The sequence below is a fragment of the Mesorhizobium sp. M4B.F.Ca.ET.058.02.1.1 genome (assembly GCF_003952505.1).
In the GTDB taxonomy this organism is placed as follows: Bacteria; Pseudomonadota; Alphaproteobacteria; order Rhizobiales; family Rhizobiaceae; genus Mesorhizobium.
In genome coordinates this window covers 712,962-737,265 of sequence record NZ_CP034450.1, presented here as the reverse complement: position 1 = coordinate 737,265, position 24,304 = coordinate 712,962, and the positions used below count along the sequence as shown (strand labels likewise).

22 protein-coding genes and 1 pseudogene are annotated in these 24,304 nt (G+C 64.5%); 13 read left to right on the top strand and 10 right to left on the bottom strand.

The features are described from left to right. Positions 1–211 precede the first annotated feature (211 nt). The 4 genes from EJ073_RS03670 to EJ073_RS03655 all read left to right on the top strand — a co-directional run bounded on the left by EJ073_RS03670 (position 212) and on the right by EJ073_RS03655 (position 1,955). Complete coding sequence (locus EJ073_RS03670; RefSeq protein ID WP_190233821.1) at positions 212–484, top strand: hypothetical protein; 273 nt, start codon at positions 212–214, stop codon at positions 482–484. Continuing rightward, positions 477–686, top strand: coding sequence for a hypothetical protein (locus EJ073_RS03665; RefSeq protein ID WP_126054490.1), 210 nt, complete (start codon positions 477–479; stop codon positions 684–686). The genes EJ073_RS03670 and EJ073_RS03665 overlap by 8 nt, the downstream gene beginning before the upstream one ends. Positions 687–788: 102 nt before the next feature. Next, positions 789–1,019: a hypothetical protein gene (locus EJ073_RS03660; RefSeq protein WP_245455463.1), complete on the top strand. Its 231-nt coding sequence runs from the start codon at positions 789–791 to the stop codon at positions 1,017–1,019. 192 nt (positions 1,020–1,211) lie between these two features. Next, positions 1,212–1,955, top strand: coding sequence for a hypothetical protein (locus tag EJ073_RS03655; protein WP_245455462.1), 744 nt, complete (start codon positions 1,212–1,214; stop codon positions 1,953–1,955). 260 nt (positions 1,956–2,215) lie between these two features. Here EJ073_RS03655 and EJ073_RS03650 read toward each other — a convergent pair whose 3' ends face one another. Then, positions 2,216–2,518 (bottom strand): DUF982 domain-containing protein, encoded by a 303-nt coding sequence (locus tag EJ073_RS03650; protein ID WP_126054489.1) that lies wholly within the window; start codon positions 2,516–2,518, stop codon positions 2,216–2,218. Between the two features lie 345 nt (positions 2,519–2,863). Here EJ073_RS03650 and EJ073_RS03645 point away from each other — a divergent pair, with 345 nt between their 5' ends. Further along, positions 2,864–4,321 (top strand): NCS1 family nucleobase:cation symporter-1, encoded by a 1,458-nt coding sequence (locus tag EJ073_RS03645; protein WP_126054488.1) that lies wholly within the window; start codon positions 2,864–2,866, stop codon positions 4,319–4,321. 34 nt (positions 4,322–4,355) lie between these two features. Here the strand turns inward: EJ073_RS03645 and EJ073_RS03640 are convergent, their stop codons facing one another. From EJ073_RS03640 to tpiA, 5 genes are all read right to left on the bottom strand, one after another. Continuing rightward, the gene (locus EJ073_RS03640; RefSeq protein WP_126054487.1) at positions 4,356–4,901 is read right to left on the bottom strand and encodes a DUF1697 domain-containing protein; all 546 of its coding nucleotides are present in this window, start codon (positions 4,899–4,901) and stop codon (positions 4,356–4,358) included. Between the two features lie 11 nt (positions 4,902–4,912). Continuing rightward, positions 4,913–6,550: a CTP synthase gene (locus EJ073_RS03635; RefSeq protein WP_126054486.1), complete on the bottom strand. Its 1,638-nt coding sequence runs from the start codon at positions 6,548–6,550 to the stop codon at positions 4,913–4,915. Between the two features lie 151 nt (positions 6,551–6,701). Further along, complete coding sequence (locus EJ073_RS03630) at positions 6,702–7,820, bottom strand: L,D-transpeptidase (protein WP_126054485.1); 1,119 nt, start codon at positions 7,818–7,820, stop codon at positions 6,702–6,704. 212 nt (positions 7,821–8,032) lie between these two features. Continuing rightward, entirely contained in the window at positions 8,033–8,536 is a 504-nt protein-coding gene (gene secG / locus EJ073_RS03625) for a preprotein translocase subunit SecG (RefSeq protein ID WP_126054484.1), read from the bottom strand. A gap of 161 nt (positions 8,537–8,697) precedes the next feature. Continuing rightward, on the bottom strand, positions 8,698–9,465 hold the full coding sequence (tpiA, locus tag EJ073_RS03620) for a triose-phosphate isomerase (RefSeq protein ID WP_126054483.1): 768 nt from the start codon (positions 9,463–9,465) through the stop codon (positions 8,698–8,700). 145 nt (positions 9,466–9,610) lie between these two features. On the opposite strand from tpiA, the pseudogene EJ073_RS03615 reads away from it, so the two are divergent. From EJ073_RS03615 to lexA, 6 genes and pseudogenes are all read left to right on the top strand, one after another. Then, positions 9,611–11,502 (top strand): annotated as a pseudogene (locus tag EJ073_RS03615) (SurA N-terminal domain-containing protein). Then, a complete protein-coding gene (trpD, locus tag EJ073_RS03610) occupies positions 11,499–12,509 on the top strand; it encodes an anthranilate phosphoribosyltransferase (protein ID WP_126054482.1) in 1,011 nt (336 codons plus the stop codon). Before EJ073_RS03615 ends, trpD begins: the two are co-directional and overlap by 4 nt. 4 nt (positions 12,510–12,513) lie before the next feature. Beyond that, complete coding sequence (gene trpC / locus EJ073_RS03605) at positions 12,514–13,326, top strand: indole-3-glycerol phosphate synthase TrpC (protein ID WP_126054481.1); 813 nt, start codon at positions 12,514–12,516, stop codon at positions 13,324–13,326. A gap of 2 nt (positions 13,327–13,328) precedes the next feature. Then, the gene (moaC, locus tag EJ073_RS03600) at positions 13,329–13,826 is read left to right on the top strand and encodes a cyclic pyranopterin monophosphate synthase MoaC (RefSeq protein WP_126054480.1); all 498 of its coding nucleotides are present in this window, start codon (positions 13,329–13,331) and stop codon (positions 13,824–13,826) included. Then, positions 13,826–15,031, top strand: a complete 1,206-nt coding sequence (glp, locus tag EJ073_RS03595) for a gephyrin-like molybdotransferase Glp (protein ID WP_126054479.1) — start codon at positions 13,826–13,828, stop codon at positions 15,029–15,031. The genes moaC and glp overlap by 1 nt, the downstream gene beginning before the upstream one ends. A gap of 116 nt (positions 15,032–15,147) precedes the next feature. Further along, on the top strand, positions 15,148–15,882 hold the full coding sequence (lexA, locus tag EJ073_RS03590; RefSeq protein ID WP_126054478.1) for a transcriptional repressor LexA: 735 nt from the start codon (positions 15,148–15,150) through the stop codon (positions 15,880–15,882). Here lexA and EJ073_RS03585 read toward each other — a convergent pair. After that, positions 15,876–18,335, bottom strand: a complete 2,460-nt coding sequence (locus EJ073_RS03585; RefSeq protein WP_126054477.1) for a ComEC/Rec2 family competence protein — start codon at positions 18,333–18,335, stop codon at positions 15,876–15,878. The two genes, lexA and EJ073_RS03585, sit on opposite strands and share 7 nt — an antisense overlap. 102 nt (positions 18,336–18,437) lie before the next feature. Between EJ073_RS03585 and gltX the strand changes: the two genes are divergently transcribed. Together gltX and gltA are read left to right on the top strand one after the other, a co-directional pair. Further along, complete coding sequence (gene gltX / locus EJ073_RS03580; protein WP_126054476.1) at positions 18,438–19,862, top strand: glutamate--tRNA ligase; 1,425 nt, start codon at positions 18,438–18,440, stop codon at positions 19,860–19,862. 182 nt (positions 19,863–20,044) lie between these two features. Continuing rightward, the gene (gltA, locus tag EJ073_RS03575; RefSeq protein ID WP_126054475.1) at positions 20,045–21,373 is read left to right on the top strand and encodes a citrate synthase; all 1,329 of its coding nucleotides are present in this window, start codon (positions 20,045–20,047) and stop codon (positions 21,371–21,373) included. A 46-nt stretch (positions 21,374–21,419) separates the two neighbouring features. Here the strand turns inward: gltA and lpxB are convergent, their stop codons facing one another. The 3 genes from lpxB to lpxA are packed head-to-tail and all read right to left on the bottom strand — an operon-like array spanning position 21,420 to position 24,298. Beyond that, positions 21,420–22,586 carry a lipid-A-disaccharide synthase gene (gene lpxB, locus EJ073_RS03570; RefSeq protein WP_126054474.1) on the bottom strand — a complete coding sequence of 389 codons (1,167 nt, stop codon included), beginning with the start codon at positions 22,584–22,586 and terminating at the stop codon, positions 21,420–21,422. After that, entirely contained in the window at positions 22,576–23,484 is a 909-nt protein-coding gene (locus EJ073_RS03565) for an LpxI family protein (protein ID WP_189347942.1), read from the bottom strand. Before EJ073_RS03565 ends, lpxB begins: the two co-directional genes overlap by 11 nt. Further along, positions 23,465–24,298 carry an acyl-ACP--UDP-N-acetylglucosamine O-acyltransferase gene (gene lpxA / locus EJ073_RS03560; protein ID WP_126054472.1) on the bottom strand — a complete coding sequence of 278 codons (834 nt, stop codon included), beginning with the start codon at positions 24,296–24,298 and terminating at the stop codon, positions 23,465–23,467. The genes EJ073_RS03565 and lpxA overlap by 20 nt, the downstream gene beginning before the upstream one ends. Between the last annotated feature and the right edge of the window lie 6 nt (positions 24,299–24,304).

The following is a 24,304-nucleotide window of genomic DNA, read 5'->3' as shown; positions in this document are numbered from 1 at the left end:
TTCGCCCGACGGCAACACTGTGGTCACCTCGGCGAGCCGCACCATCTAGTTTATTCTCGATTTTTTTCAATCGCCTCAGCCTTGAGGCCGGCCTCGGGCAAAGCTGCGGATTTCGCCTTGGCCCATTTTTGAGAGTTTCGCGGAAACTAACGTTGCGCTGCCCGGCGGTCCGGGCATCACGCCATCCGACGGCTGCTCCCCCGCCCGGCTGATGCTGGGGCGCGCCGGCAAAGCCGGAACAAAACGCTCTGGGGCGCCGTTGGAAGGCATGTTGATTCTCCGTCCTGGTGACCTGCGCGGCAACAAGCGCATCGATCGCCATCGTGCCGCGCAGTTGGCGATGCTGCGCGGTCGGCTCATGAGGCGGATTGCCAACCGCAAGGCTGCCGAGGTCGAGCAGGTCGCGGTATTTGTGCACGCCGCGCATCAGCCCGTCTTCAAAATGAAGGGACCGCAAAGCAAACGGAAGCGGACCGATGGCTGAAATCCTGAACTTCAAACCGGCCCTGGCCAGACAGCGCGGGCGACGAGCCGAGCGCTCGATCAATCGTGCAAATGAATTGCTCGATGAGGACTGCGGTGTCGGTCTGAGCCTTGCGTTGTGCGGCAGTATCCGATCCGCACAGTCGCGAGTGATCGACGCGCGGACTCGCTTCCTGAAGATTCGCCCGACCGCCCATTATTGAGGCATCGGGTAGGTAGGCGGAGGCGCGACATTCCATCCCCAAAGGGATATGCCGCTGCTCTCCTTTTGAAGTGATCGCCAATCGGGAGGATGCGGCATCATAATGGTTGAACTTGTGGTTTTGGGAGAAGCCGTCACCATGTTGTTTGAACCCCTCAACTCGGACGGCCAAAAGCGAAGCGCCGACTACCACGCTGCGCGGCTTGCGATGCTCCACGACCGGTTGGCGAAGAAGATCAAACAGGTCGACCATGCGGCCGAGCAGGTTGAGCAGGCAGCGGCAGTTTTGATTGAGGCCGCGCATCAGCCGACTGCCCCTGACGCAAGGGGCTGAGAAACCACTGCTCATGCGGCGGACCTCCGTTCAAAGCAGTGCCCGACCACTGTGGACTGCTTTCAAGCCACTCCGAAATCGCTGGCGTCTTTACATTTCATACTTGACACTTACGCTCATGATTAAATAGACAGCAGCGCATCCGACGTCGGATTTTCCGGTCCCGTCGGATGCCTGAATGCAAATCAAACAATGTCGATCGTTCGTGCGCAGCGACGCGCTTTCGCGGGCGTGAAGGAATCTTTGCGCGTTTTCGGGGGGAAGTTGAGCGGTATGGATTTCTCGCTGAGTTTGGCGCCGGACCTAGTATCCTATATCCGCACGCTTCTACGGCTGCTCCATTTCGCTGGCCTGGTTTTCGGGTTCGGCGGTGCTGTCTTCCTCGACCTGCTCTTGGCACGCTACCGTCGGATGGTCGTCACCGCCGAACTCGTCGGCAATGTCGGATGGATCAGCCGTTTTGTGGCGACGGGGCTCCTGATGCTCTGGATTTCCGGCATCGGTTTTCTTCTGCTCTATCAGGTGGCGGAACCGCAAAAGCTGATGAACCCGAAAATCTGGGCCAAAGTGACCATCGTCGCCATCCTGTCGATCAATGGCTTAGCCATTCATCGGCTTGTGCTGCCATTCCTGCGCCAGCGGATCGGCCATCCGCTTCTGTCCGGGGTCAAGGGCCGCACCAAGGCGGCGTTGATCGGTTGCGGCGTCATTTCCGCCGTATCCTGGACCGTCCCTGTCGTGCTTGGCGCCGCGCCGCAGTTAAATTTCGTCGTGCCCTGCGCGGTCATTCTGGCCAGCTACGCCCTGGTGGTGGTGCAGGCCTTCCTGATCGCGACATTCGTTCTGCGGGACACAGCCGGAAGCGAGGCATCTCCGTCAGATCTGTCCGACAGCATCGTAGAACAACCCATGCTCCATGCGGCGCCGGCGACCTGAGCCATGGAATTTCCTGTGGCGGCGCCAAGTACAGAAGATGTGGGGAAAGAGCTTGAATATCACCACAAACGGTTGCGAGGAGACGGGATGGGACGTCACCGCCTCGGAACGGCACGCGGGGGCCGAGCAACCCGTCGTCTTGTGCGCCCTCAAACGGCCGTGCCTCGTGATGGGAGCTGAGAAAGCCAACGGATAAGCAAGGAGCCACGGTCCGCGCCGCAAGGGCACGAACACCAGCCAGTTCTGGCGAGATACGGCGCCTACCGACGTAAGGCGTAAACGTTGTCCATCGCCTCGCCGCCGATCGGCATGGCCATGTCGTCGTCGAGCAGACGGGTGATGCGGGCAAAGCCGGTAAAGGCCTTTCTCGCTTCCTCGGCCGACATATTGCCGGCCATGGCGGCGGAACAGCAATTCAGGGCGCATTGATAAACCGGTCCGCGGCGCCCCGTTGGCCATTTCCGCAGGAACACCATCGCCTCGGCGACACTGTCCACTTCTTCTACAGGCTGACCTTGCCCAGGCAGAATCCGCACGGGCGTAAAGAAATGCAAGCGATCCATCGTTTTCCTCCCGGCCGATCGCGGTGCACAGAACCACATTAAACACCCGCCGGACCATTTGGTTCCACAAAAATCAAATGAGCGCGAAAAAAAATGATGCCTCGAAGCAACGCCGGCCGATCCCATTGGTACGATCGAACGCCGGCAAAGGAGGGTTGAAAGCCGATCGCCGACTCGCGCGACAAAAAGGAGGAATCCGCAATACCGGCCTGCGATAAGCACGATTCTCATTGAATATCTTTAAGGCCAAAGCCGGCAAATGGGTTGCTTGCCGGTTCCCTTGCGTCAGGCATAACCTGCGCAACCAACGCGTGGAGGCGCGTCGCACAAGGGGAGGACATCGCAATGACCATACAAGGCGCATCGCCTGACCTGTATAATGAGGATCTGGCTCCGGCCAAGGTCCGCAACTGGGGACCATTCTCGATCTTCAACGTGTGGACGTCCGACGTCCACAGCCTCTGGGGCTACTACCTGGCGGCGAGCCTGTTTCTCTTCTGCGGCGGCTTCGTCAACTTCATCATAGCCATCGGCATCGGTTCGCTCATCATCTACGTGCTGATGAACATGGTCGGTTATGCCGGCGTGAAGACCGGCGTGCCCTACCCGGTGTTGGCACGCGCTTCCTTCGGCATCTGGGGCGCCAACGTCCCGGCGCTGGTCCGGGCCATCGTCGCCTGCTTCTGGTACGGCGCGCAAACGGCGGCCGCCTCGGGCGCCATCGTGGCGCTGCTGACGCGACTGCAGTGGTTCGATGAGTTCAACAAGACTTCGCACCTTCTCGGCCATTCAACCCTGGAAGTGATCTGCTTCGTCATTATCTGGGCGCTGCAGTTGCTGATCATCCAGAAGGGCATGGAAACAGTGCGGCGGTTTCAGGACTGGGCCGGTCCGGCGGTGTGGGTGATGATGCTGCTCCTGGCGATCTATCTCTGCGTCAAGTCGGGGAGCTTTGCCTTCACCAGCGACATCCCGATGGATGTCCTGCGCGAAAAGACCGCCGATGCCGGCATTCCAGGCGATCCCGGCTCCTGGACGGCGCTCTTCGGCGTCGCGGCGATCTGGGTCACCTACTTCTCGGCGCTCTATCTCAACTTCTGTGACTTCGCCCGCTACGCGCCTGACAACGCGGCGCTGCGCAAGGGCAATATATGGGGCCTGCCGGTCAACCTGATCCTGTTCTCGCTGGTCGCCGGCGTCACCACGATTGCCGCCTACGATGTCTACCATGAGGTGCTGCTGCATCCCGACCAGATCTCGGCCAAGTTCGACAGCTGGTTCCTGGCGGCGCTCGCGGCGCTCACCTTCGCGGTGGCGACGCTCGGCATCAACGTGGTGGCGAATTTCGTCTCGCCGGCCTTCGACTTCTCCAACGTCTTCCCGCGCCAGATCAACTTCAAGAAGGGCGGCTACATCGCGGCCTTGATCGCGCTCGTGCTCTACCCCTTCGCGCCCTGGGAAGGCAGCGCCGCGCACTTCGTCGGCATCATCGGCGCGACGATGGGACCGATCTTCGGCGTGATGATGGTCGACTATTACCTGATCCGGAAGGGTGAGGTCGATGTCGAGGCGCTCTACCGCGAAGACAGCGAGTTCCGCTTCCAGGGCGGTTGGCACGTCAACGCCTTCATCGCCGCCGGCATCGGCGCGATCTTCTCCTCGATCCTGCCCAACTTCACCAACTGGCTGCCGTCCTGGTGGGGTGTCTATGGCTGGTTCTTCGGCGTAGCCATCGCCGGCGCCGTCTACTACGTGCTGCGCACCATGGCGCTCGGCGCCGGCGCCAAGACGGCGAAGGCCTGAAATCAGGCAGTAGGCAGCAGGGTTCCTCTGTTGCCTACGGCCTACTGCCTACCATTTCGGCCAACCTGCGGACCGTGTTCCAGTTGCGCGAGGTGCCGATGCCGAGACGCTTGTGATTGGCGGCCGCAAGCAGCCGCGAGCTTGGCCGCTCGCGCGAGAACACGAGCCAGATGTCGCCGTCGACCAAAAGCACCGCCTCATCCTCGGCGGCGTAGACTTGAAGCGAAGAGATGGCGTGCTCGGCGACAGGCTTGCGCATCACCCGCACCGCGACCTGGTCGCCGGCTTCTGCCGATTCGGCCGGAAATGGATTGCCAATCGCAAGCTTCAACCAGTCGTCGGCGCTGCGCACGATGATGTCGACATGGCGGCCGAAGGTCTTTTCGAACGCTGTCTCCAGCTTTTGCTCGAGATCGGGAACCTTGGTCGCCCGCGCTTCGAACACCAGATTGCCGGTCGCTACCAGTGTGCGGATGCTCTTCAGGCCCAGGCCTTCCGCCATCGCCTTGAGGTCGGCCATGACCACACGCCGCCCCTCGCCGAGGATGATGCTGTAGAGCAGCGCGACATAGGTCTGCATGGCCGCGCGCCCTAGACCAGGCGGCTCTGCTCCATCGCCGCCTCGATGAAGCTGGCAAACAACGGGTGCGGGTCGAGCGGCCGGCTTTTCAGCTCCGGGTGGTACTGCACGCCGATGAACCAGGGATGGTCGGGGTATTCGACCGTCTCCGGCAGCACGCCATCGGGCGACATGCCGGCGAAGACCAGGCCACATTCCTCCAGCCGTTCCTTGTAGTCGATATTGACCTCGTAACGATGGCGGTGGCGCTCTGAAATCTGGGTGTCGCCGTAGATCTGGGCGATCTTCGACCCCTTGGCCAACTCGGCTTGATAGGCACCGAGCCGCATGGTGCCGCCGAGATCGCCGCTGGCCCTGCGCTTCTCCAGCATGTTGCCCTTCAGCCATTCGGTCATCAGGCCGACCACCGGTTCGTCGCTCGGACCGAACTCGGTCGACGACGCATGCTCGACGCCGGCCAGCGAGCGTGCCGCCTCGATGCAGGCCATCTGCATCCCGAAGCAAATGCCGAAGTAAGGCACCTTGCGCTCGCGGGCGAATTTCGCCGCCAGGATCTTGCCTTCCGAGCCGCGCTCGCCGAAGCCGCCGGGAACCAGAATGCCATGCACCTTTTCCAGCCACGGAATCGGGTCTTCCTTCTCGAAGATCTCGCTCTCAATCCAGTCGAGCTTGACCTTGACGCGGTTGGCGAGGCCGCCATGCGACAGCGCCTCGATCAATGACTTATAGGCATCCTTGAGGCCGGTGTACTTGCCAACGATGGCGATGGTCACTTCGCCTTCCGGATTGTGGATGCGATTGGAGAGCGCCTGCCACGGCTCCATGCGCGGCTTCGGCGCCGGATCAATGCCGAAGGCGGCGAGCACTTCCGAATCCAGCCCCTCCTTGTGATAGGCCATCGGCACGTCGTAGATGTGCGGCACGTCGAGCGCCTGGATGACGGCGCTTTCGCGCACATTGCAGAACAGCGACAGCTTGCGGCGCTCTTCCTTGGGGATAGGCCGGTCGGCGCGCACCAAAAGAATGTCGGGCGCGATGCCGATGCCGCGCAACTCCTTGACCGAGTGCTGCGTCGGCTTGGTCTTCAATTCGCCGGCGGTCGGTATGTAGGGCATCAGGGTCAGATGCACATAGACCGCGTTGTTGCGCGGCAGGTCGTTGCCGAGTTGGCGGATCGCCTCGAGGAACGGCATGGCCTCGATGTCGCCGACCGTGCCGCCGATCTCGCACAGCACGAAATCGTAGTCGTCATTGCCGTCGAGGACGAAATGCTTGATCTCGTCGGTGACATGCGGAATGACCTGAACCGTGGCGCCGAGATAGTCGCCGCGCCGCTCCCGCTCGATGATGTTCTTGTAGATGCGGCCGGTGGTGATGTTGTCCTGCTGGTTTGCCGAGCGGCCGGTGAAGCGCTCATAATGGCCAAGGTCGAGGTCGGTTTCGGCGCCGTCATCGGTGACGAACACCTCGCCATGCTGGTACGGCGACATCGTGCCGGGGTCGACATTGAGGTAGGGATCGAGCTTTTTGATGCGCGCGCGATAACCCCGCGCTTGCAGGAGAGCCCCAAGAGCTGCCGCGGCGATGCCTTTTCCGAGTGAGGAAACCACGCCGCCAGTGATGAATACATATCGCGCCATGGGAGTCATCGCTTAACGCGGCCGGATTGATTCCGCCAGAGAAAAAACCGCCGCGAAGGCTTTTTCCCAAGAAGGCGCGAAGCCCCGAAGGGCAAGGAATAGTTTCAGTCAAAACAAAAGGGCCGGCTGAGCCGGCCCTTTCGGCATGATGGCAAAAGCCTCAGATGATAACGACCTTGGTGCCGACCTTGACCCGGCTGTAGAGGTCCATGACGTGCTCGTTGATCATGCGGAAGCAGCCGTTGGAGGCGCTGGTTCCGATCGACTGCGGCGCGATGGTGCCGTGGATGCGCAGGTGCGTGTCCTTCTTGCCGTCATAGAGATAGATAGCGCGCGCGCCGAGCGGGTTCTCGCCGCCACCGGGCATGCCGTCCTTGTACTGGCCGTAGTGCTTCGGTTCACGCTTCTGCATGTCGAGCGTCGGGATCCAGCGCGGCCATTCCTGCTTGTCGCCGACAGCGACCGTGCCCTTGAACTGCAGGCCTTCGCGGCCGACGGCAATCGCATAACGGCGCGCCGTGAAGGCTGATTCGACGAGGTAGAGACGCCGGGCGCTGGTGTCGATGACGATCGTGCCCGGCTCATAGCCGGTGAAAGTGACGTCCTGCGGCACGAATTCCGGCTTCACCTTGAACGGCTTCTTGGCGTCCTTCTTGGCGAGAGCCGAATCGAGGGCACGCGTCTCGGGCAGATAGCTGATCGATGACGACGATGAGCCGCCGAACAGTCCTGCGAACAGGCCACGGCTGCTCTGCTTCTGGCCGGGCGCCTCGCTGCGCAGCTCGCCATTGTTGCCGGTCAGCGCGACATTCATCGCCTCGGCCGGGATCGGCTCGGCCGACTGGATCGGTTCGACCGGCGCGATCGGCTCGATGATCTTGACAGTTTTCTTGCCGGGCTTGGCGTCGGCCACCTTCGTCTCGGCGGCGGACTGGCCCTTCTTTGCAAGCCATTCCTGACGGGCCGCGTCGGCCTTGGCCTTGGCTGCGTCGCGCATCGCCAGCTTGCGGGCTTCGAGCGCCTTGGTCCTGGCGGCTTCCTTGTCGGCCGCGATCTTGTCCTCGAGCTTGCTGATCTGGGCGAGATCGGCCGGAGTCGGGTTTTTCTTCTTCTTGAGAAGCTTCAGCTGCGTTGCGTCGCTTTTGACGGCGACATTGATGGCGCCGGTTATCTCGACTGATGGCGATGCGGCCATGTTTGCCGGCGTGCCGGCGAAGGCTGCGGAACTCATGCCGAGCACGGCAAAGAATCCCATGAAAATGAAGCTGCGAAGCTGCATGGCGAAGATCCGATCGTGTAATGCTTTGTTGCCACGGCGTCGCCCGGCGCCCCCAAGGACGCCGAAAGTGCCGCGCGCAATGTATAATCGATCAGGCCACGACGCCTCAAGCGCGCCGTCAGGCTACGCCCGGTTGAATCTTCGTGAATGTGCGGCATTTGCCGCGACTGTGATCAAACGACAACAGATCGCGGCCCGATAAGCTTGCCGGGCTATTGGTTCGGAACCTGCGGTGTGACCGGCAAGGTGACGCCGTTGGCTGCCGGCGGGGTGGCCGGATTCGCTGGTGCCGGCGCAGGCGCTGTCGTCGCGGCGCCGTTGCCCGATGAGGGCGGCGTCGCCGATCCGCTGGCGGGTGCCGCCGGCGCCGTCGAGGTCGACGGAGCGGCCGGTGCGGTGGCGCCGGCCGGCGCGTTGCCCGGCAACTGGTCGAGCACGCCCTTGCCGGCGTTGCTGGACGACGCCGGAGCGCGATCGAGGATGTCGATCGGCTTTTCGCCGTAGCGCGCCACGAGTGACAAGGTGAGAGACGTTGCAAAGAAGGCAGCCGCCAGGATCGCGGTCGCCCGCGTCAACGCATTGGCGGCGCCGCGCGCCGTCATGAAACCGGAACCGCCACCGATACCGAGACCACCGCCTTCGGAGCGCTGCAGCAGCACCACGCCGACGAGCGCGAGCACGACCATAAGGTGAATGACGATCAGTACGGTTTCCATAGTTTATCCTGGCAAGGCCTTGCGCGGCCGCGGATACGACCGGTGATTTGGAGGCGGCTCCTTACAATGCTTTAGCGGCATTTCCAAGCCCGTGGCCGGAATATGGGGAGCAATGCGCCCTTTGCAACGATTTCGGCCGCGCCGGCCGGCTGGCTCCGCGACTAGGAGATATTCAGATAGGCTTCGGCGATGCCGAGGAAATCCGCCGCCTTCAGGCTGGCGCCGCCGACCAGCGCGCCGTCGACATTGGCGACGCCGAGCAACTCGACAGCGTTGGACGGCTTGACCGAGCCGCCATAGAGGATGCGTATCTTTGCGGCCGCGCCGCCAAGCAGCTCCGTCAGCTTTGCGCGGATGTGCGCATGCGCCTCGGCGACGTCATCGGCGGTCGGCGTCAGGCCGGTGCCGATGGCCCAAACCGGTTCGTAGGCAATGACGGTGTTGGCCGCAGTGGCGCTTGTCGGCACGGAACCGGCGACCTGGCGCGACAGCACGTCGAGCGTCGTGCCTGCCTCGCGCTCGGCCCTTGTCTCGCCAATGCAGATGATAGCCACCAGCCCGGCCCGCCATGCCGCGGAGGCCTTGGCGTGGATGGTGGCATCGTCCTCGCTGAGATCGGCGCGGCACTCGGAGTGGCCGACGATGACGTGGCTGGCGCCGGCGTCCTTTAGCATCTCGGCCGAAATCCGTCCGGTGTAGGCACCGCTTTCCTTGGGATGGCAATCCTCGCCACCGGCCCGAACCGGGGTGCGCGAGAGGATTTCGGCGGCGTGCGAAAGCAGGGTCGCTGGCACGCAGACAAGCGCCTCCGTCTCGGCGTCGAGGCCGCTCATGAAGCCGTTGCCGATCATCCTCAGTTCGTTGAGCGAGGCGCTGGTGCCGTTCATTTTCCAGTTGCCGGCAACGAGCGGGCGGATTCCAGGCGTCATGGGCTTTGCTTCTCCAGGCGAGATTTGGCTTGCGCACTCACTATCAAAATCAGGCCACAAAGCAATCGACAGTGGACCGGAAGGGCGCTATTGCGCTTGTTTCAGACTCGGGCGCACGAAAAATGCGCAAAAATCGGAAGTAGGCATGCTTGGTATCTTGAGAAACGCGGCGGGCACCTGGGTCGCGAAGGCGTTGCTGTCTTTGCTGGTGATCAGCTTTGCCGTCTGGGGTATTTCGGGGCGTCTATCGGGAACTTTGGGCGGCCATCATTCCGTGATCACAGCCGGCGGCACGGCGGTTTCGATCAACGAATACCGCCTCGCCTACGACCGCCAGATCAGCGTCATGTCGCAGCAGTTCGGCCAGCGCATCACGCGCGAGCAGGCGCAGGCCCTCGGCATCGACAACCAGGTGCTGGCGCAGCTCGTTTCGGGCGCGGTGCTCGACGAGCAGGCCCGCAAGCTCGGACTTGGTCTGTCCAAGGACCGGCTCGCCGAACTCACGCGCGAGGATCCGGCCTTCAAGGGGCCAAGCGGCCAGTTCGACCGCAGGACGTTCGAATACCTGCTGCGCCAGATCGGCATGCGGCCCGAGGACTATCTGAAGAATCGCGCCCAGGTTGCGGTGCGCCAGCAGATCGTCGAGGCGGTTTCGGACGGCCTCAAGCCTCCGCAGACCTTCCTCAAGGCGGTCGCGCTCTACCGCGGCGAGGATCGCACCATCGACTATCTGACCTTGCCGAAGACGCTGGTCGAGCCGATCGAGGCGCCGTCTGACAGCGTGCTCCAGACCTATTTCGACGCCAACAAGAAGGCATATGCGGCGCCCGAATACCGCAAGTTCTCCTATGTCAGGCTCGAACCGCAGGACATCATGGACCCGACCGCGGTGACCGATCCGCAGATCAGCGACGACTACAACAAGAACAAGGGCGCTACACGACGCCCGAGATGCGCACCATCGAGCAGCTGGTGTTTAAGACGCCGGACGCGGCCAAGGCCGCGTTCGATTCGCTGAAAGCGGGCGCGACTTTCGACAAGCTCGTCACCGCCGAGGGCAAAACCCAGGCCGACACGCTGCTTGGCACGCTCGCCAAGGACAAGATCGCCGACAAGGCGGTGGCCGACGCGGCCTTCAAGCTCGCCGCCAACGAGGTCAGCCCCGTCGTCCAGGGCGCCTTCGGCCCGGTGCTCCTGCGCGTCACCGAGATCAAGCCGGAGGTGGTGAAGCCCCTGGCCGAGGTGTCCGACCAGATCCGCAAGGACCTGGCGCTCGGCGAGGCCAGCCGCATCCTGCTCGACGTGCACGACAGCTACGAAGACACGCGCGCTTCCGGCAGTTCGCTTGCCGACGCCGCCGCCAAGCTGAAGCTCAAGGTCGTCACCGTCGACGCGATCGACCGCACCGGCCAGCGGCCAGACGACACCATCGTCAAGGACCTGCCGGAGTCGGCGGATCTCATCAAGGCGGTGTTCGTCGCAGAGCCCGGCACCGAGAATGAGGGCCTGACCACCGCCGACAACGGCTTCGTCTTCTACGAAGTCGGATCGATCACGCCGGCGCGCGACCGCACGCTGGATGAAGTCCGCCAGAAGGTGGTGGCCGACTGGACGGCGGCGGAAACGGAAAAGCGGCTTGCCGCCAAGGCGGACGAGCTCGAGAAGCGGCTCAAGGCCGGGGCCACGCTCGATGTGATCGCTGGCGAACTCAAGCTCGAGAAGCAGACCAAGCGCGGCCTGAAGCGCGAAGCCGATGACGCCGATTTCGGCAAGGAAGGCGCCGCCGAGATGTTCGGTGTCGGCGAAGGCGGCACCGGGCTGATCCCCTCGCCCACCGGCGACGGACAGATCCTCTACAAGGTGGCTGAAGTCTTCGAGCCGGCCGGCGCCGATGCCAGCTCCGTGCCTGACGACGCGCAGAAATCGTTCACTGCCGGCATGTCGGACGACCTGCTCGACCAGTTGGTGGCGCAGTTGCAAACGCAATACGACGTCCGCATCGACCAGACCGCCGTTACCCAGGCGCAGGCCCGATGAGCGCGCTGAAGAGCCATATCGCCAAGGTGGCGGCAGGCACCCCTCTCTCGTTCGAGGAAGCGCGCGAGGCGTTCGAAATCATCATGTCTGGCGACGCGACGCCCGGCCAGATCGGCGGCTTCCTGATGGCGCTGCGCGTGCGCGGCGAGGCGGTGAGTGAGATTTCCGGCGCCGTCGCCACCATGCGCGCCAAGATGCTGCGCGTCGAGGCTCCGCACGGTGCCATCGACATCGTCGGCACCGGCGGCGACAATTCGCACAGCGTCAATATCTCGACGGGTTCCGCCTTCGTCATTGCGGCAAGCGGCGTGCCCGTGGCCAAGCACGGCAATCGCGGCCTGTCCTCGCTGACGGGCGCCGCCGACGTGCTCACCGCGCTCGGCGTCAAGATCGATATCGGACCGGAGACGATTGGCCGCTGCATCCATGAAGCCGGCGTCGGCTTCATGTTCGCGCCGGCGCATCATCCGGCGATGAAGCATGTCGGCCCGATCCGGGGCGAGCTTGGCACGCGCACCATCTTCAACTTGCTCGGACCGTTGTCCAATCCGGCCGGCGTCAGCAGGCAGATGGTCGGCGTGTTCCTGCCGGAATGGATCATGCCGGTTGCCGAGGCGTTGAAGGCGCTGGGCACCGAGCACGCCTGGGTCGTTCACGGCGACGGCTATGACGAGATCACCACCACCGGCGAGACGCAGGTGGCGGAACTTGCCGGCGGCGAGATCCGCACCTTCGCGCTCACCCCCGAGGCGGTCGGCCTGAAGCGCCATACCAAGGACGAGTTGCGCGGCGGCGACGCGGCCTACAATGCCAAGGCGCTGCGCGATATGCTGGGAGGTGCCGCGGGCGCCTATCGCGACACCGTGCTGATGAATGCCGGTGCCGGCCTGGTGGTGGCCGGCAAGGCAACAACGCTGGCCGACGGCATGGCGAGCGCTGCGCAAGCGATCGACAGTGGCCGGGCGCTCCAGGTGCTCGGCCGGCTGGTCGAAATTTCGAACGGGTAGAGCCTTGTCCGACATCCTGCGCAAGATCGAAGCCTACAAGCGCGAGGAGATCGCGGCGGCGAAGCGGCGCGTGCCGCTGGCCGAGATCAAGGCGCGGGCAGATGGCGCCGAGGCGCCGCGCGGTTTTCTTGCCGCGCTCGAAGCCAGGCGCGCGGCCGGCAGCTTCGGGCTGATCGCCGAGATCAAGAAGGCGAGCCCGTCCAAGGGGCTGATCCGCGCCGATTTTGATCCGCCGGCGCTGGCCAGGGCCTACGCGAAAGGTGGCGCCGCCTGTCTGTCGGTGCTGACCGACGAGCCGTCCTTCCAGGGTGCGCCGGAATTCCTCGCCGCCGCCCGCGCCGCCGTTGTCCTGCCCGCGCTTCGCAAGGATTTCCTGTTCGACGCCTATCAGGTGTTCGAGGCCCGCGCCTGGGGTGCCGACGCCATCCTAATCATCATGGCGAGCGTCGACGACGCGATGGCTCGCGAGCTCGAGTCTGCGGCCTTCGAACTCGGCATGGATGCGCTGGTCGAAGTGCATGACGAGGCCGAGATGGAGCGGGCGCTCCGGCTCTCCTCGCGGCTAATCGGCATCAACAACCGCGACCTAAGGACATTCGAGACCAGCCTGGACGTTTCGGAGCGGCTGGCGGCGATGGTGCCGGCCGACCGGCTGCTGGTCAGCGAAAGCGGCATCTTCACGCATCAGGACTGCCGCAGGCTGGAGAAGTGCAAGATCGGCACTTTCCTGGTCGGCGAGAGCCTGATGCGGCAAGCCGATGTGGCCGCCGCAACGCAGCTTCTGCTCACGGGCAAGGCGCCAGCCGAGGCGCTCTGACCATGGCGACCTCCCTCACCCACCTTGGCGCTTCGGGCGAAGCCAACATGGTCGACGTCGGCGACAAGGCCGAGACGGTGCGCACCGCGATCGCCGAGGGTTTTGTCTCGATGCGCGCCGAAACGCTGGAGATGATCCTTGCCGGCGATGCCAAGAAGGGCGACGTGCTTGGCACCGCGCGCATTGCCGGCATCATGGCGGCGAAACGCGCGCATGAACTGATCCCGCTCTGCCATCCGCTGCTCCTGACCAAGGTTTCGGTGGACATCGAGCCGGACACGTCCCTGCCTGGCCTCAAGGTCACGGCGCTCGCCCGCGTCACCGGCAAGACAGGCGTCGAGATGGAGGCGCTGACGGCGGCCTCCGTCGCCTGCCTCACCATTTACGACATGGCCAAGGCCGCCGACCGCGCCATGGTGATCTCCGGCATCAGGCTGGTCGAGAAGACCGGCGGCAAGTCTGGCGATTACAAGGCGGCCGGGCGCGGGGAAGGCGCTTGATGGCGCTGGTTCCTGTCGCCGAGGCGCTCGAGCGCCTGCTGGATGGAGCGGCGCCGCGGGCCAGTGAGAGCGTCGCGCTGATCGACGCCGCCGGCCGGGTGCTGGCCGAGCCCGTGGTGGCATTGCGCACGCAACCGCCCTTCAACGCCTCCGCCATGGACGGCTATGCGACGCGCGCCACCGACGTGGCATCCGTGCCGGCGCGGCTTTCGGTGATCGGCATGGCGCCGGCCGGCCGCGGCTTCGAAGGCAGCGTCGGCCCGTCGCAAGCCGTGCGCATCTTCACCGGCGCGCCAGTGCCGCAAGGCGCCGACACCATCGTCATTCAGGAGAATGTCAGGGACCTGGGCGGCGGCACGGTAGAGGTAACCCAGCCGACGGCGCAAGGACGCAACATCCGGCGTGTCGGACTCGATTTCGCGCAAGGCGATGTGCTGCTCGAAAGGGGCCGCCTGCTTGATCCCGCGGCACTGTCGCTGGCGGCATCCGCCAACCATCCGTGTTTGAGCGTGGTGAAGCGGCCGCTGGTCGCCATCATCGCCACCGGCGACGAACTGCTGCCGCCCGGCAGCGAGCTTGGTCCCGACCAGATCATTTCGTCCAACGCCTATGGCGTCGCCGCCGCCGCTCAGTCGGTCGGCGCCCGCGCGCTCGATCTCGGCATCGCCGCCGACCGCAAGGAAGCGATCGCCGCGCTGGTCAGGCAGGCCGTCGAGCAGCAGGCCGATGTCATCGTCACGCTGGGCGGCGCCTCGGTCGGCGACCACGATCTGATCCACGACGTGCTGACCGGCGAAGGCATGACGCTCGATTTCTGGAAGATCGCCATGCGCCCGGGCAAGCCGCTGATGTTCGGCCGGATGGGGCGCACGCGCTGTATCGGCCTGCCGGGCAACCCTGTCGCCAGCCTGGTCTGCTCGCAATTGTTCCTGAAGCCCTTGCTGGCGCGACTCGGTGGCCGCGACTTCCGGCAGGACCTGCGCGAGGCACGCCTGGGCACGGCGATGCAGGCCAATGATCTCAGGCAGGATTACGTGCGCGCCGTGGTCCGCGAAGAAGCCGGCTCAATGGTTGCCACCCCCTTCGGCATCCAGGACTCCTCGATGCTGCGCATGCTCGCCGACGCCAACGGCCTTGTCGTGCGGGAGCCCTTCGCCCCGGCTGCAGCCGCAGGCGACGCTTGCCGCGTGCTGATGCTACGCTGAACAAAACGTCAACGCATTCATTAAACTTTAAACGGTTGCGGAACACAACTGGAACAGATAGTGTTTGTTCTGGGTTTGTTTTTCTGATTCTGGTTTCAGAACCCGTGGGGGCCGCCATGCTGACGCGCAAACAACATGAACTCCTGATGTTCATCCATGAACGGCTGAAGGAAAGCGGCATTCCGCCCTCGTTCGACGAGATGAAGGAGGCGCTCGATCTCGCCTCGAAGTCGGGCATCCACCGGCTGATCACGGCGCTGGAAGAGCGCGGCTTCATTCGCCGGCTGCCGAACCGGGCGCGTGCTCTGGAAGTGCTGCGCCTGCCTGACTCGATCGCGCCCGGTCTCAATGCGGCGAAGAAGTTTTCGCCGAGCGTCATCCAGGGAAGCCTGGGACAGGGCAATCTCGGTCGGCAAATCAAACCGGCGTCGCCGTCGCGTACCCCCAGCAATGACGACGACGCTGTGTCGGCGGTGTCGATCCCGGTAATGGGCCGCATCGCCGCCGGCGTGCCGATCGACGCCATCCAGCACCAGACGCATTCGATCTCGGTGCCCCCGGACATGATCTCGGGCGGCGAGCATTATGCGCTGGAGGTCAAGGGCGACTCGATGATCGAGGCCGGTATCTTCGACGGCGATACGGTCATCATCCGCAACGCCGACACGGCGAGCCCCGGCGAGATCGTTGTGGCGCTGGTCGACGAGGAAGAGGCGACGCTGAAGCGCTTCCGCCGCAAGGGCGCATCGATCGCGCTCGAAGCTGCCAACCCTGCCTATGAGACCCGCATCTTCGGCCCTGACCGGGTCAAGGTGCAAGGCAAGCTGGTCGGCCTGATCCGGCGCTACTGAGCCGACGGCGCCAGTTTGACCACCGGTTTTTCGGGTCTCTGGTAAGGCGGCAGTCCCCTCGCCTCGCGAGAGTATTTGCGCTGCTCGTGCCATGGCCGGTAGGGCTTTTCGACCGCGTAGCGGATTGTTGCTTGCGCGCTCGCCGATTGCGGATCGAAGAAGACGGCGGCACTGCCGGAGCGGGCGAGCTGACGTTTGGTGACGACGAGGGCCAGCGAATTCCAGCAGGGACTGTAGGCGGTGGCGTCGTCGATGACGATCAGGTCGGCGAAGGCGCAGGCCGGCCGCGCCGTCTTGCGGTTTTCCGCGAGCGCCACGATTGCGCCTGACGGATGTCGGGCAAGGCATAGCCCGTCCCTGCAGTAAAATGGCGAGCCCGGCGGCAGGTCGAGCGGATCGATGTCGAAGCGTGCATCCCCTGTCTCGAAGGTCTCCGGCTCGACGATGGTCTCGGCCACCAGCGCGCGTTTCCAATTGTCGGTGGTGAATTCGTTCGACCGCACCCGGTTGACGGCGAGCTCGCCGCCTCCGATCGGCATCGCCACCAGATGCGCATCCTCCGAGATCAGCACATCGGGCGTGCGGGTATTGGAAACCGTCAGCAGGCCCGCCAGAGCGAAGGGGATCGCCGCAAGTCTCAGCCAGGTCGTGGCCATGGTCGCGATGACCAGCGCTATCGTCACGAAAAGCACCGACTGGATGGAGATCAGCCCGACGGCATCGACCGGCGAGCGTTCGGAAATCCACCCAGAGATCGCGATCATCGCGGTCAGGCCCTTGCCCATCAGATACAGGAATGGCCAGTCGAGGCCGAACGGCATAGTCAGGGCGCTGGCGACCCCCAGGAACATGACCACCGAAACGATCGGCATGACGGCCAGGTTGGCGACCAGGCTGAGTGGCGAAACGCGCTGGAAGTGCCAGATGGCGAAGAGCGCCGTGGCGCTGCCGGCGATGATCGAGGTCATGGCAAGGCCACCCATCCCCATCGCCAGTTTGCGCGACGTAAAGCGAAGGAACGATCGCTTCGGCGGCGGCGTGGTCGTCCTGTCGGCGCGATAGTCGGCCCAGCCGGCATAGGCGCCGACCAGGGCAGCCGTGGCGGCGAAGGACATCTGGAAGCTCGGGCCGACCACTTCGTGCGGCGACACCAGGATGACGGCGATGGCCGAGATCGCCAGATTGCGCATGGTGAGCGCTGCCCGGTCGAACAACACGGCGACAAGCATCACCGCCAGCATGATGAAGCTGCGTTCGGCCGCGACCACAATGCCGGAGAAGACGAGATAGGCGGCGATCGAGACGAGTGCGGCTGCGGCGGCATATTTCTTGACCGGCCGGCGCGATGCGAAGTCGGGAAACAGCGCGAAGGCCCCGCGCAGCAAGAGCATGATGGTGCCGGCGACCAGCGCCATGTGCAGGCCCGAGATGGAGATGACGTGATAGATGCCGGTGCGCCGCATCGCCTCATTGATCTCATCGGGGATGCCCGCTCGCACGCCGACTATCAGTGCGGCGGCGATCTCGCCCTCCGGGCCGCCGACCTGGCCGCGGATGTGGTTGGCGATGCTCTCCCGCGCCTTCTCGATCGTGGAAGCCAGGCGCGCCGAGGGCGGCGCATCTTCGCTGGCGATTGTCTTTGGATTGCCAAGGAAAAAGCCGCTGGCGCCGATACCGGAAAAATAGCTGTCGAAGGAGAAGTCGTAGCTGTCGGGTCGCACCGGGCCGGTCGGCTGCAGCAGCCTTGCATAGCCGGTAAGCAGCGAGCCGGCTGTCATATCAGCAGGTACTTTCCGTGCCGAAAGCCGGACCCGCTCCGGCGCGTAGCGCAGCTTTGGGTGAGCGGTGGAGATCACATCGATCGTCAGCCTGACGCGGCCGTTCTCCATTTCCTCCAGGCTAACGAGCCGGCCGGTCAGGCGGGTCTGGATCTCGGAACCGAGCATCGGTGTCGCAGCGCGCCAGGTCTCGACCTTTGCGGCGAGAAAGCCCAAGGCGCAGAAGAACGCCGCCATGAAGAGCAGATGCGTCCTTGGCCGTGGGCGCGAAACGAGCGCGCAGACAGCCATCAGCGCCACCGCCGCAAGCGGCCTGTATAGGTCCGGCTCGGCGTTCAGCGAGAAATAGAAGATCACGCCGGCAGCCAGGAACACCGGCACCAGCAGGAAGCCGATGCCGCGATCAAGCTCGGTCGTGGCCGCGGCGCCGATGCTGCGATGAAACGCCGGCCATGAGACGCGGCCAAGCTGCTTGCCGAGCCGCGTGATGGTTGCCGTCGGCGAGGCCGGGCGGAATCCGCCGCCATCAGGCGGCAAAATCTCTTTGGCCGGACGCGACTCCGGAAGCCAAACCGGCGCTGTTTCGACAGGCGCTGTGTCGGCAAACAGCAGGCGCTCGCTGACGCCAGCTGTCGTCCCCTCGCCCTCCACCGTGCCCCGGCCTCGTCCAGCCATCGGGTCTGCCCCTTGCGCCCCAGACCTCCTATGCTACATGAACGCGCGAAGCGCGAAAGTCCGCGCAATCACGCCCGCTTCCTATGCCAGCCTGAGAGTGCCATGTCCGACAAGGTCGTCACCCGTTTTGCCCCCTCGCCGACAGGCTACCTGCACATTGGCGGAGCGCGCACGGCGCTGTTCAACTGGCTCTATGCCAGGCACTCCGGCGGCACGATGCTGCTGCGCATCGAGGATACCGATCGCGAGCGCTCCACCGAGGCGGCAACCGCTGCCATCCTGGACGGACTAACCTGGCTCGGCCTCTCATGGGACGGTGAGGCGGTTTCGCAGTTCGAGCGCGCGCCGCGCCATCGCGAGGTGGCCGTGGAGCTCGTGCGCCTGGGCAAGGCCTATTACAGCTATGAGACGCCTGCGGAGCTCGAGGCGATGCGCGAGGCGGCGCGCGCCAAGGGCCTGCCGCCACGCTATAACGGCCAATGGCGCGACCGCGACCCGTCCGAGGCGCCGCCCGGCATCAAGGGCGCCATCCGCATCAAGGCGCCGGCCGAGGGCGAGACCGTCGTGCACGACCGGGTGCAGGGCGAGGTGCGCTTTCCCAACAAGGACCTCGACGACTTCATCATCCTGCGCTCGGACGGCAACCCGACCTACATGCACGCCGTCGTCGTCGACGATCACGACATGGGCGTCACCCACATCATCCGCGGCGACGACCATCTGACCAACGCCGCGCGCCAGACGGTGATCTACAACGCCATGGGCTGGGATGTGCCTTCGATGTCGCACATCCCGCTGATCCATGGCGCCGACGGCGCCAAGCTGTCGAAGCGGCACGGCGCGCTCGGCGTCGAGGCCTATCGTTCGATGGGCTACTTGCCGGAGGCCCTGCTCAACTATCTCGCCCGCCTCGGCTGGAGCCACGGCGACGACGAAGTCATGTCGATCAAAGACATGATCGGCTGGTTCGACATCGGCGACGTCAACAAGGGCGCCGCCCGCTTCGACTTCGCCAAGCTCGAGGCGCTGAACGGCGTCCATATGCGCAAGATGGACGATCATGCGCTGTTCGACATCTTCGTCGCCACCCTGCCCTATCTCGAAGGCGGCCCGGCGCTCGCCGCCCGGCTCGACGACAAGAAGAAGGCGCAGTTGCTCGCGGCCCTGCCCGGGCTTAAGGAGCGCGCCAAGACGCTGGTCGAACTGGTCGACGGCGCCGGCTTCCTGTTTGCCGAGCGGCCGTTGCCGGTCGACGAAAAGGCGGCGGCGCTGCTTTCCGGCGAGGCGCGCGCCGTCCTCCGCGGCGCCCATGCGGCTTTGACGGCGGTTCCCGGCGACTGGACGGCCGCGGCCGCCGAGGCAGCGATCCGCGAGTTCGCCCAGGCCGGCGGCCACAAGCTCGGCGCCGTGGCGCAGCCGCTGCGGGCCGCGCTGACCGGCCGGAGCACGTCGCCCGGCGTGTTCGATGTGCTTGCCGTGCTCGGCCGCGAGGAAAGCCTGGCGCGCATCGCGGATCAAATCGATTAGGAGCGAACTGGCCCAAAAAGATTGGCATTGAAAGGTGCGTTTCGCAGTGCAACATTAGGCCTTGGCCCAATCTGGCACGCACCTCCTAAAATGCGGTGGCGAGTACGCGCATTCCGGTGATTTCGACGTGTCGTTTGCAGGATTTGCCTTGCCGGCATGAGGAAACAAAAAGGAGTTTGCTAATGAGCGAAGCTGCAACGAAACTGGAACCGAGCGCCAAACCGCACGGGTCGACCGCCAAGCTGGAGCTCGCCGGCAAGACGCACGAGTTCAAGGTGCGAAGCGGTTCCGTCGGGCCTGACGTCATCGATATCGGCTCGCTCTACAGCACCACCGGCGCCTTCACCTACGATCCCGGCTTCACCTCTACGGCCAGCTGCGAGTCGGCCATCACCTTCATCGACGGCGACGCCGGCATCCTGCTGCACCGCGGCTATCCGATCGACCAGCTCGCCGAGCATGGCGACTTCCTCGAGGTCTGCTACCTGCTGCTCTATGGCGAGTTGCCTACCAAGGCGCAGAAAGACGACTTCGACTACCGGGTGACGCGCCACACCATGGTGCATGAGCAGATGTCGCGCTTCTTCACCGGTTTCCGCCGCGATGCGCATCCAATGGCCGTCATGTGCGGCGTGGTCGGCGCGCTCTCGGCCTTCTATCATGACTCGACCGACATCTCGGATCCGTACCAGCGCATGGTCGCCTCGATGCGGCTCATCGCCAAGATGCCGACGATCGCGGCGATGGCCTACAAGTACCACATCGGCCAGCCCTTCATTTATCCGAAGAACGAGCTGAACTTCGCCGCCAACTTCCTGCACATGTGCTTTGCGGTGCCCTGCGAGGAATACAAGATCAATCCGGTGCTGGCGCGCGCCATGGAACGCATCTTCATCCTGCACGCCGACCACGAGCAGAACGCCTCCACCTCGACGGTTCGTCTCGCCGGCTCTTCGGGCGCAAACCCCTTCGCCTGCATTGCGGCCGGCATTGCCTGCCTCTGGGGCCCGGCGCATGGCGGCGCCAACGAAGCGGCGCTCAACATGCTGGGCGAGATCGGCCATGTCGACCACATCCCGGAATTCATCGCCCGCGCCAAGGACAAGAACGATCCGTTCCGGCTGATGGGCTTCGGCCACCGCGTCTACAAGAACTACGATCCGCGCGCCAAGATCATGCAGAAGACAGCGCATGAGGTGCTGGGCGAGCTCGGCATCAAGGATGATCCGCTGCTCGACATCGCCATGGAGCTGGAGAAGATCGCGCTCACCGACGCCTACTTCATCGAGAAGAAGCTTTACCCGAATGTCGACTTCTATTCCGGCATTACGCTGAAGGCGCTGGGCTTCCCCACCACCATGTTCACCGTGCTGTTCGCGGTTGCCCGCACCGTCGGCTGGATCGCGCAGTGGAAGGAAATGATCGAGGATCCGCACCAGAAGATCGGCCGGCCGCGTCAGCTCTACACCGGTGCCGCGGAACGCGACTACGTGCCGATCGCCAAGCGCTGATCGCGCCCGAGCGAACAGATCAAAAAGGCGCCCGCAAGGGCGCTTTTTATTTGATGTGCCGGAGAACGACTTCGGCGGCGATATCGCCGGACGGTCTGTCCGTTGCCATGCGCAGCGCGATCTCGGCGAAACCGTCCTTCTGCCAGGCGCGCATGCCGGTGTCGGAAAATAGCGTCTCCAGTTGCCTGGCGAGGTTCTCCGGCAGGACATACTGGTCGTAAAACTCCGGAACGAGGGTCCGGTCCGAGATCAGATTGGGCAGCAGCGCCGACCAGACGGAAATGAGATGCGGCATGACCAGACGCGCCACGGGATCGAGCTTGTAGCAGGACACCATCGGCACGCCCGACAGGGCCAGCTCGAGCGATACTGTCCCCGAGGCGATCAGCGCGGCATCAGCCTTGCCGAAGGCCTGCCATTTGCGTTCCGGCTCGACGACAATCTCCGGTTTGTCGTCCCAACTGGCGACCGAAGCCCTGACCAGGTCGGCCACATGCGGCACCGTCGGCAAGAGCAGACGCAGGCGATGCCCGCGCTGGCGCAGGATCGACATCGTCTTGCCGAACGGCTCGATCAGCCGGCGCACTTCGCCACGTCGGGAACCCGGCAGCACCAGCAGCGTCTTGACGCGATCCCCCGCCAGGTCCCGCGGCAGGCCCTGCGCCTTGGCGGCGCCAAGCACGCCCGGATCCCGCGCCAGGCGATGCCCGACATAGGTGCCGGGCGGGCCGCCAAGGCGGGCGAGCGCCTTCACCTCGAAGGGCAGGATGCAAAGGATATGATCGACATAGGGCTTCATCGCCACCGCCCTGCCCGGCCGCCATGCCCAGACGCTCGGGCAGACATAGTGGACGATCGGGATCGACGGGTTGGCGGCCCGCACCTTCTTCGCCACGCGCAGCGAGAAATCCGGGCTGTCGATGGTGATGAGGCAGTCGGGTTTTTCGGCGGCGATCATGCTTGCCGTCTGGCCGATCCGCCTGATCAGCCGCGGCAGGTCGCGCAGGATAGCGCTGAAGCCCATCAGCGCGATCTCGCCGCCGTCGAACAGGGACTTAAGCCCGAGCGCCTGCAGATGCCGGCCGCCGATGCCGATAAGCTGAACATCGCGGCCGGTCGTCCGCTTCAGTGCCGCGACGATGTCGGCGCCAAGCATGTCGCCCGATTCCTCGCCGGCGACGACGGCGATCTTCAGCGGCTTGTCATTGGCCATGAGCCGGCTCCTCGACAGGAAGGCCGACGATGAACAGGCCGAGCGCATTGGCGCGCGCGATGGTGTCGGGAGCTTCAAGGATCAGCGAGCGGCCGGCCTCAACCGCAATCCCCGCCAGTCCCGCTTCATATGCGGCCTCGACCGTCCGCGGGCCGATGGACGGCAGATCGGCGCGCAGTTCCTGACCAGGCTTGGCGCATTTGACCAGAACGCCGCGCGTCTTGCCGGCGAGCCTGCCATGGTCGCGCAATTGTCTGGTCCGCTCGAGCAGCCCGTTAGTGCCCTCGATGCCCTCCAGCGCGATCGCCCTGCCGCCGATTGCGACCGCGGCCTGCCCGATATCGAGAGCACCGATCGCCTTTGCCGCGACCCTGGCGGCCTCGATGTCGCGCCAGTCGGATTTGCCCGGCTTGGCCGTGGTCAGCGAGCCATCGCTCGCAAGCAGTTCGGGCACGATCTCATGCGCGCCAACGACCTTGATGCCGCGCTTTTCCAGGAAACGCGTCAGCATCCTCAGCAAGCCGTCGTCACCGCGCGCCAGCCCCATCACCACTGTAGGCACGGCAGCCAGCAGGCCGAGGCTCGGCCGCATGGCGGTCAATTTCGGCCTGCGCCTGATCTCGCCGGCCAGCACGAGGTGGCTGATTCGCTTGCGCCTGAGCAAAGGCACCAGCGAGCCGAACGATTCGAGCGCGAGCTGCTCTGTCTCGTAGCCGGCGAGGTCCTGCTTGCGGTCGACCTCGCCTTCGGCCGCGATGATGACGGGCGGATGTCCCTGCCTTGCGAGGCTAGCCGCGACTTCCACCGGCAGGCTGCCGCCGCCGGCGATGATGCCGACCCTTGAGCCCGGCGCGAGGTCCAACTTGGCTCCGGCAGCCTCAGCCTTCATCGTCGGCATCGTCGCCGTCGCCACCCTTGAGCGACGGGACGGCATAGTGCCGCTTGCCGCGATTGGCGATGAAATCGATGATTTTCATGGCCGTCGGCGAGGAAGCGAATTCCGCCTTGGCGAACTCTATGTTCTCGCCGACGGTTCGGGAGCGGTCGAAGATCGTCCTGTAGGCCTTGCGCAACAGGTGGATCTCGGCGCGCGGCAGGCCGGAACGCTTCAGGCCGACGATGTTGAGGCCGCGAAGGCTGGCGCGGTTGCCGGCGGCGATCGCATAGGGAATGACGTCGCCGACGACCGCAGAGCAGCCGCCGATGAAGGCGTTGTTGCCGATGCGGACGAACTGGTGAACGGCGGTGAGGCCGCCAACATAGACGTTGTCACCGATCTCGCAGTGGCCGCCCAACGTCGCGCCGTTGGCGAAGGTGGCGTTCTTGCCGACGACGCAGTCATGGGCAATGTGGGCATAGGCGAGGAAATTGCCATTGTCGCCCACCGTCGTCTCGCCGCGGCTGGAATCGGTGCCGAGATGCATGGTCACGCCTTCGCGGATCGTGCAGTTCTCGCCGATCACCAGCGTCGTGCGGCCACCCTTGTGCTTGGTGTTCTGCGGCGGCGCGCCGAGTATGGCCATCGGATAGACCTTGGTGGCGGCGCCGATGGTGGTCGCGCCCATCACCGAGACATGGCCGACAAGCTCGACCCGGTCGCCGATGACGGCATCGGGGCCGACGTGGCAGAAGGGTCCGATGCGAACGCCTTCGCCGAGCTGGGCCCCTTCTTCGACGACCGAGGAAGGGTGGATTTCAGTCTGGACTTTCATGAGCAT

Coding starts and splice junctions, on each gene's coding strand:
- EJ073_RS03670 (WP_190233821.1), top strand. CDS start 212: ATGCTGGGGCGCGCCGGCAAAGCCGGAACAAAACGCTCTGGGGCGCCG.
- EJ073_RS03665 (WP_126054490.1), top strand. CDS start 477: ATGGCTGAAATCCTGAACTTCAAACCGGCCCTGGCCAGACAGCGCGGG.
- EJ073_RS03660 (WP_245455463.1), top strand. CDS start 789: ATGGTTGAACTTGTGGTTTTGGGAGAAGCCGTCACCATGTTGTTTGAA.
- EJ073_RS03655 (WP_245455462.1), top strand. CDS start 1,212: ATGTCGATCGTTCGTGCGCAGCGACGCGCTTTCGCGGGCGTGAAGGAA.
- EJ073_RS03650 (WP_126054489.1), bottom strand. CDS start 2,518: ATGGATCGCTTGCATTTCTTTACGCCCGTGCGGATTCTGCCTGGGCAA.
- EJ073_RS03645 (WP_126054488.1), top strand. CDS start 2,864: ATGACCATACAAGGCGCATCGCCTGACCTGTATAATGAGGATCTGGCT.
- EJ073_RS03640 (WP_126054487.1), bottom strand. CDS start 4,901: ATGCAGACCTATGTCGCGCTGCTCTACAGCATCATCCTCGGCGAGGGG.
- EJ073_RS03635 (WP_126054486.1), bottom strand. CDS start 6,550: ATGACTCCCATGGCGCGATATGTATTCATCACTGGCGGCGTGGTTTCC.
- EJ073_RS03630 (WP_126054485.1), bottom strand. CDS start 7,820: ATGCAGCTTCGCAGCTTCATTTTCATGGGATTCTTTGCCGTGCTCGGC.
- secG (WP_126054484.1), bottom strand. CDS start 8,536: ATGGAAACCGTACTGATCGTCATTCACCTTATGGTCGTGCTCGCGCTC.
- tpiA (WP_126054483.1), bottom strand. CDS start 9,465: ATGACGCCTGGAATCCGCCCGCTCGTTGCCGGCAACTGGAAAATGAAC.
- trpD (WP_126054482.1), top strand. CDS start 11,499: ATGAGCGCGCTGAAGAGCCATATCGCCAAGGTGGCGGCAGGCACCCCT.
- moaC (WP_126054480.1), top strand. CDS start 13,329: ATGGCGACCTCCCTCACCCACCTTGGCGCTTCGGGCGAAGCCAACATG.
- glp (WP_126054479.1), top strand. CDS start 13,826: ATGGCGCTGGTTCCTGTCGCCGAGGCGCTCGAGCGCCTGCTGGATGGA.
- lexA (WP_126054478.1), top strand. CDS start 15,148: ATGCTGACGCGCAAACAACATGAACTCCTGATGTTCATCCATGAACGG.
- EJ073_RS03585 (WP_126054477.1), bottom strand. CDS start 18,335: ATGGCTGGACGAGGCCGGGGCACGGTGGAGGGCGAGGGGACGACAGCT.
- gltX (WP_126054476.1), top strand. CDS start 18,438: ATGTCCGACAAGGTCGTCACCCGTTTTGCCCCCTCGCCGACAGGCTAC.
- gltA (WP_126054475.1), top strand. CDS start 20,045: ATGAGCGAAGCTGCAACGAAACTGGAACCGAGCGCCAAACCGCACGGG.
- lpxB (WP_126054474.1), bottom strand. CDS start 22,586: ATGGCCAATGACAAGCCGCTGAAGATCGCCGTCGTCGCCGGCGAGGAA.
- EJ073_RS03565 (WP_189347942.1), bottom strand. CDS start 23,484: ATGCCGACGATGAAGGCTGAGGCTGCCGGAGCCAAGTTGGACCTCGCG.
- lpxA (WP_126054472.1), bottom strand. CDS start 24,298: ATGAAAGTCCAGACTGAAATCCACCCTTCCTCGGTCGTCGAAGAAGGG.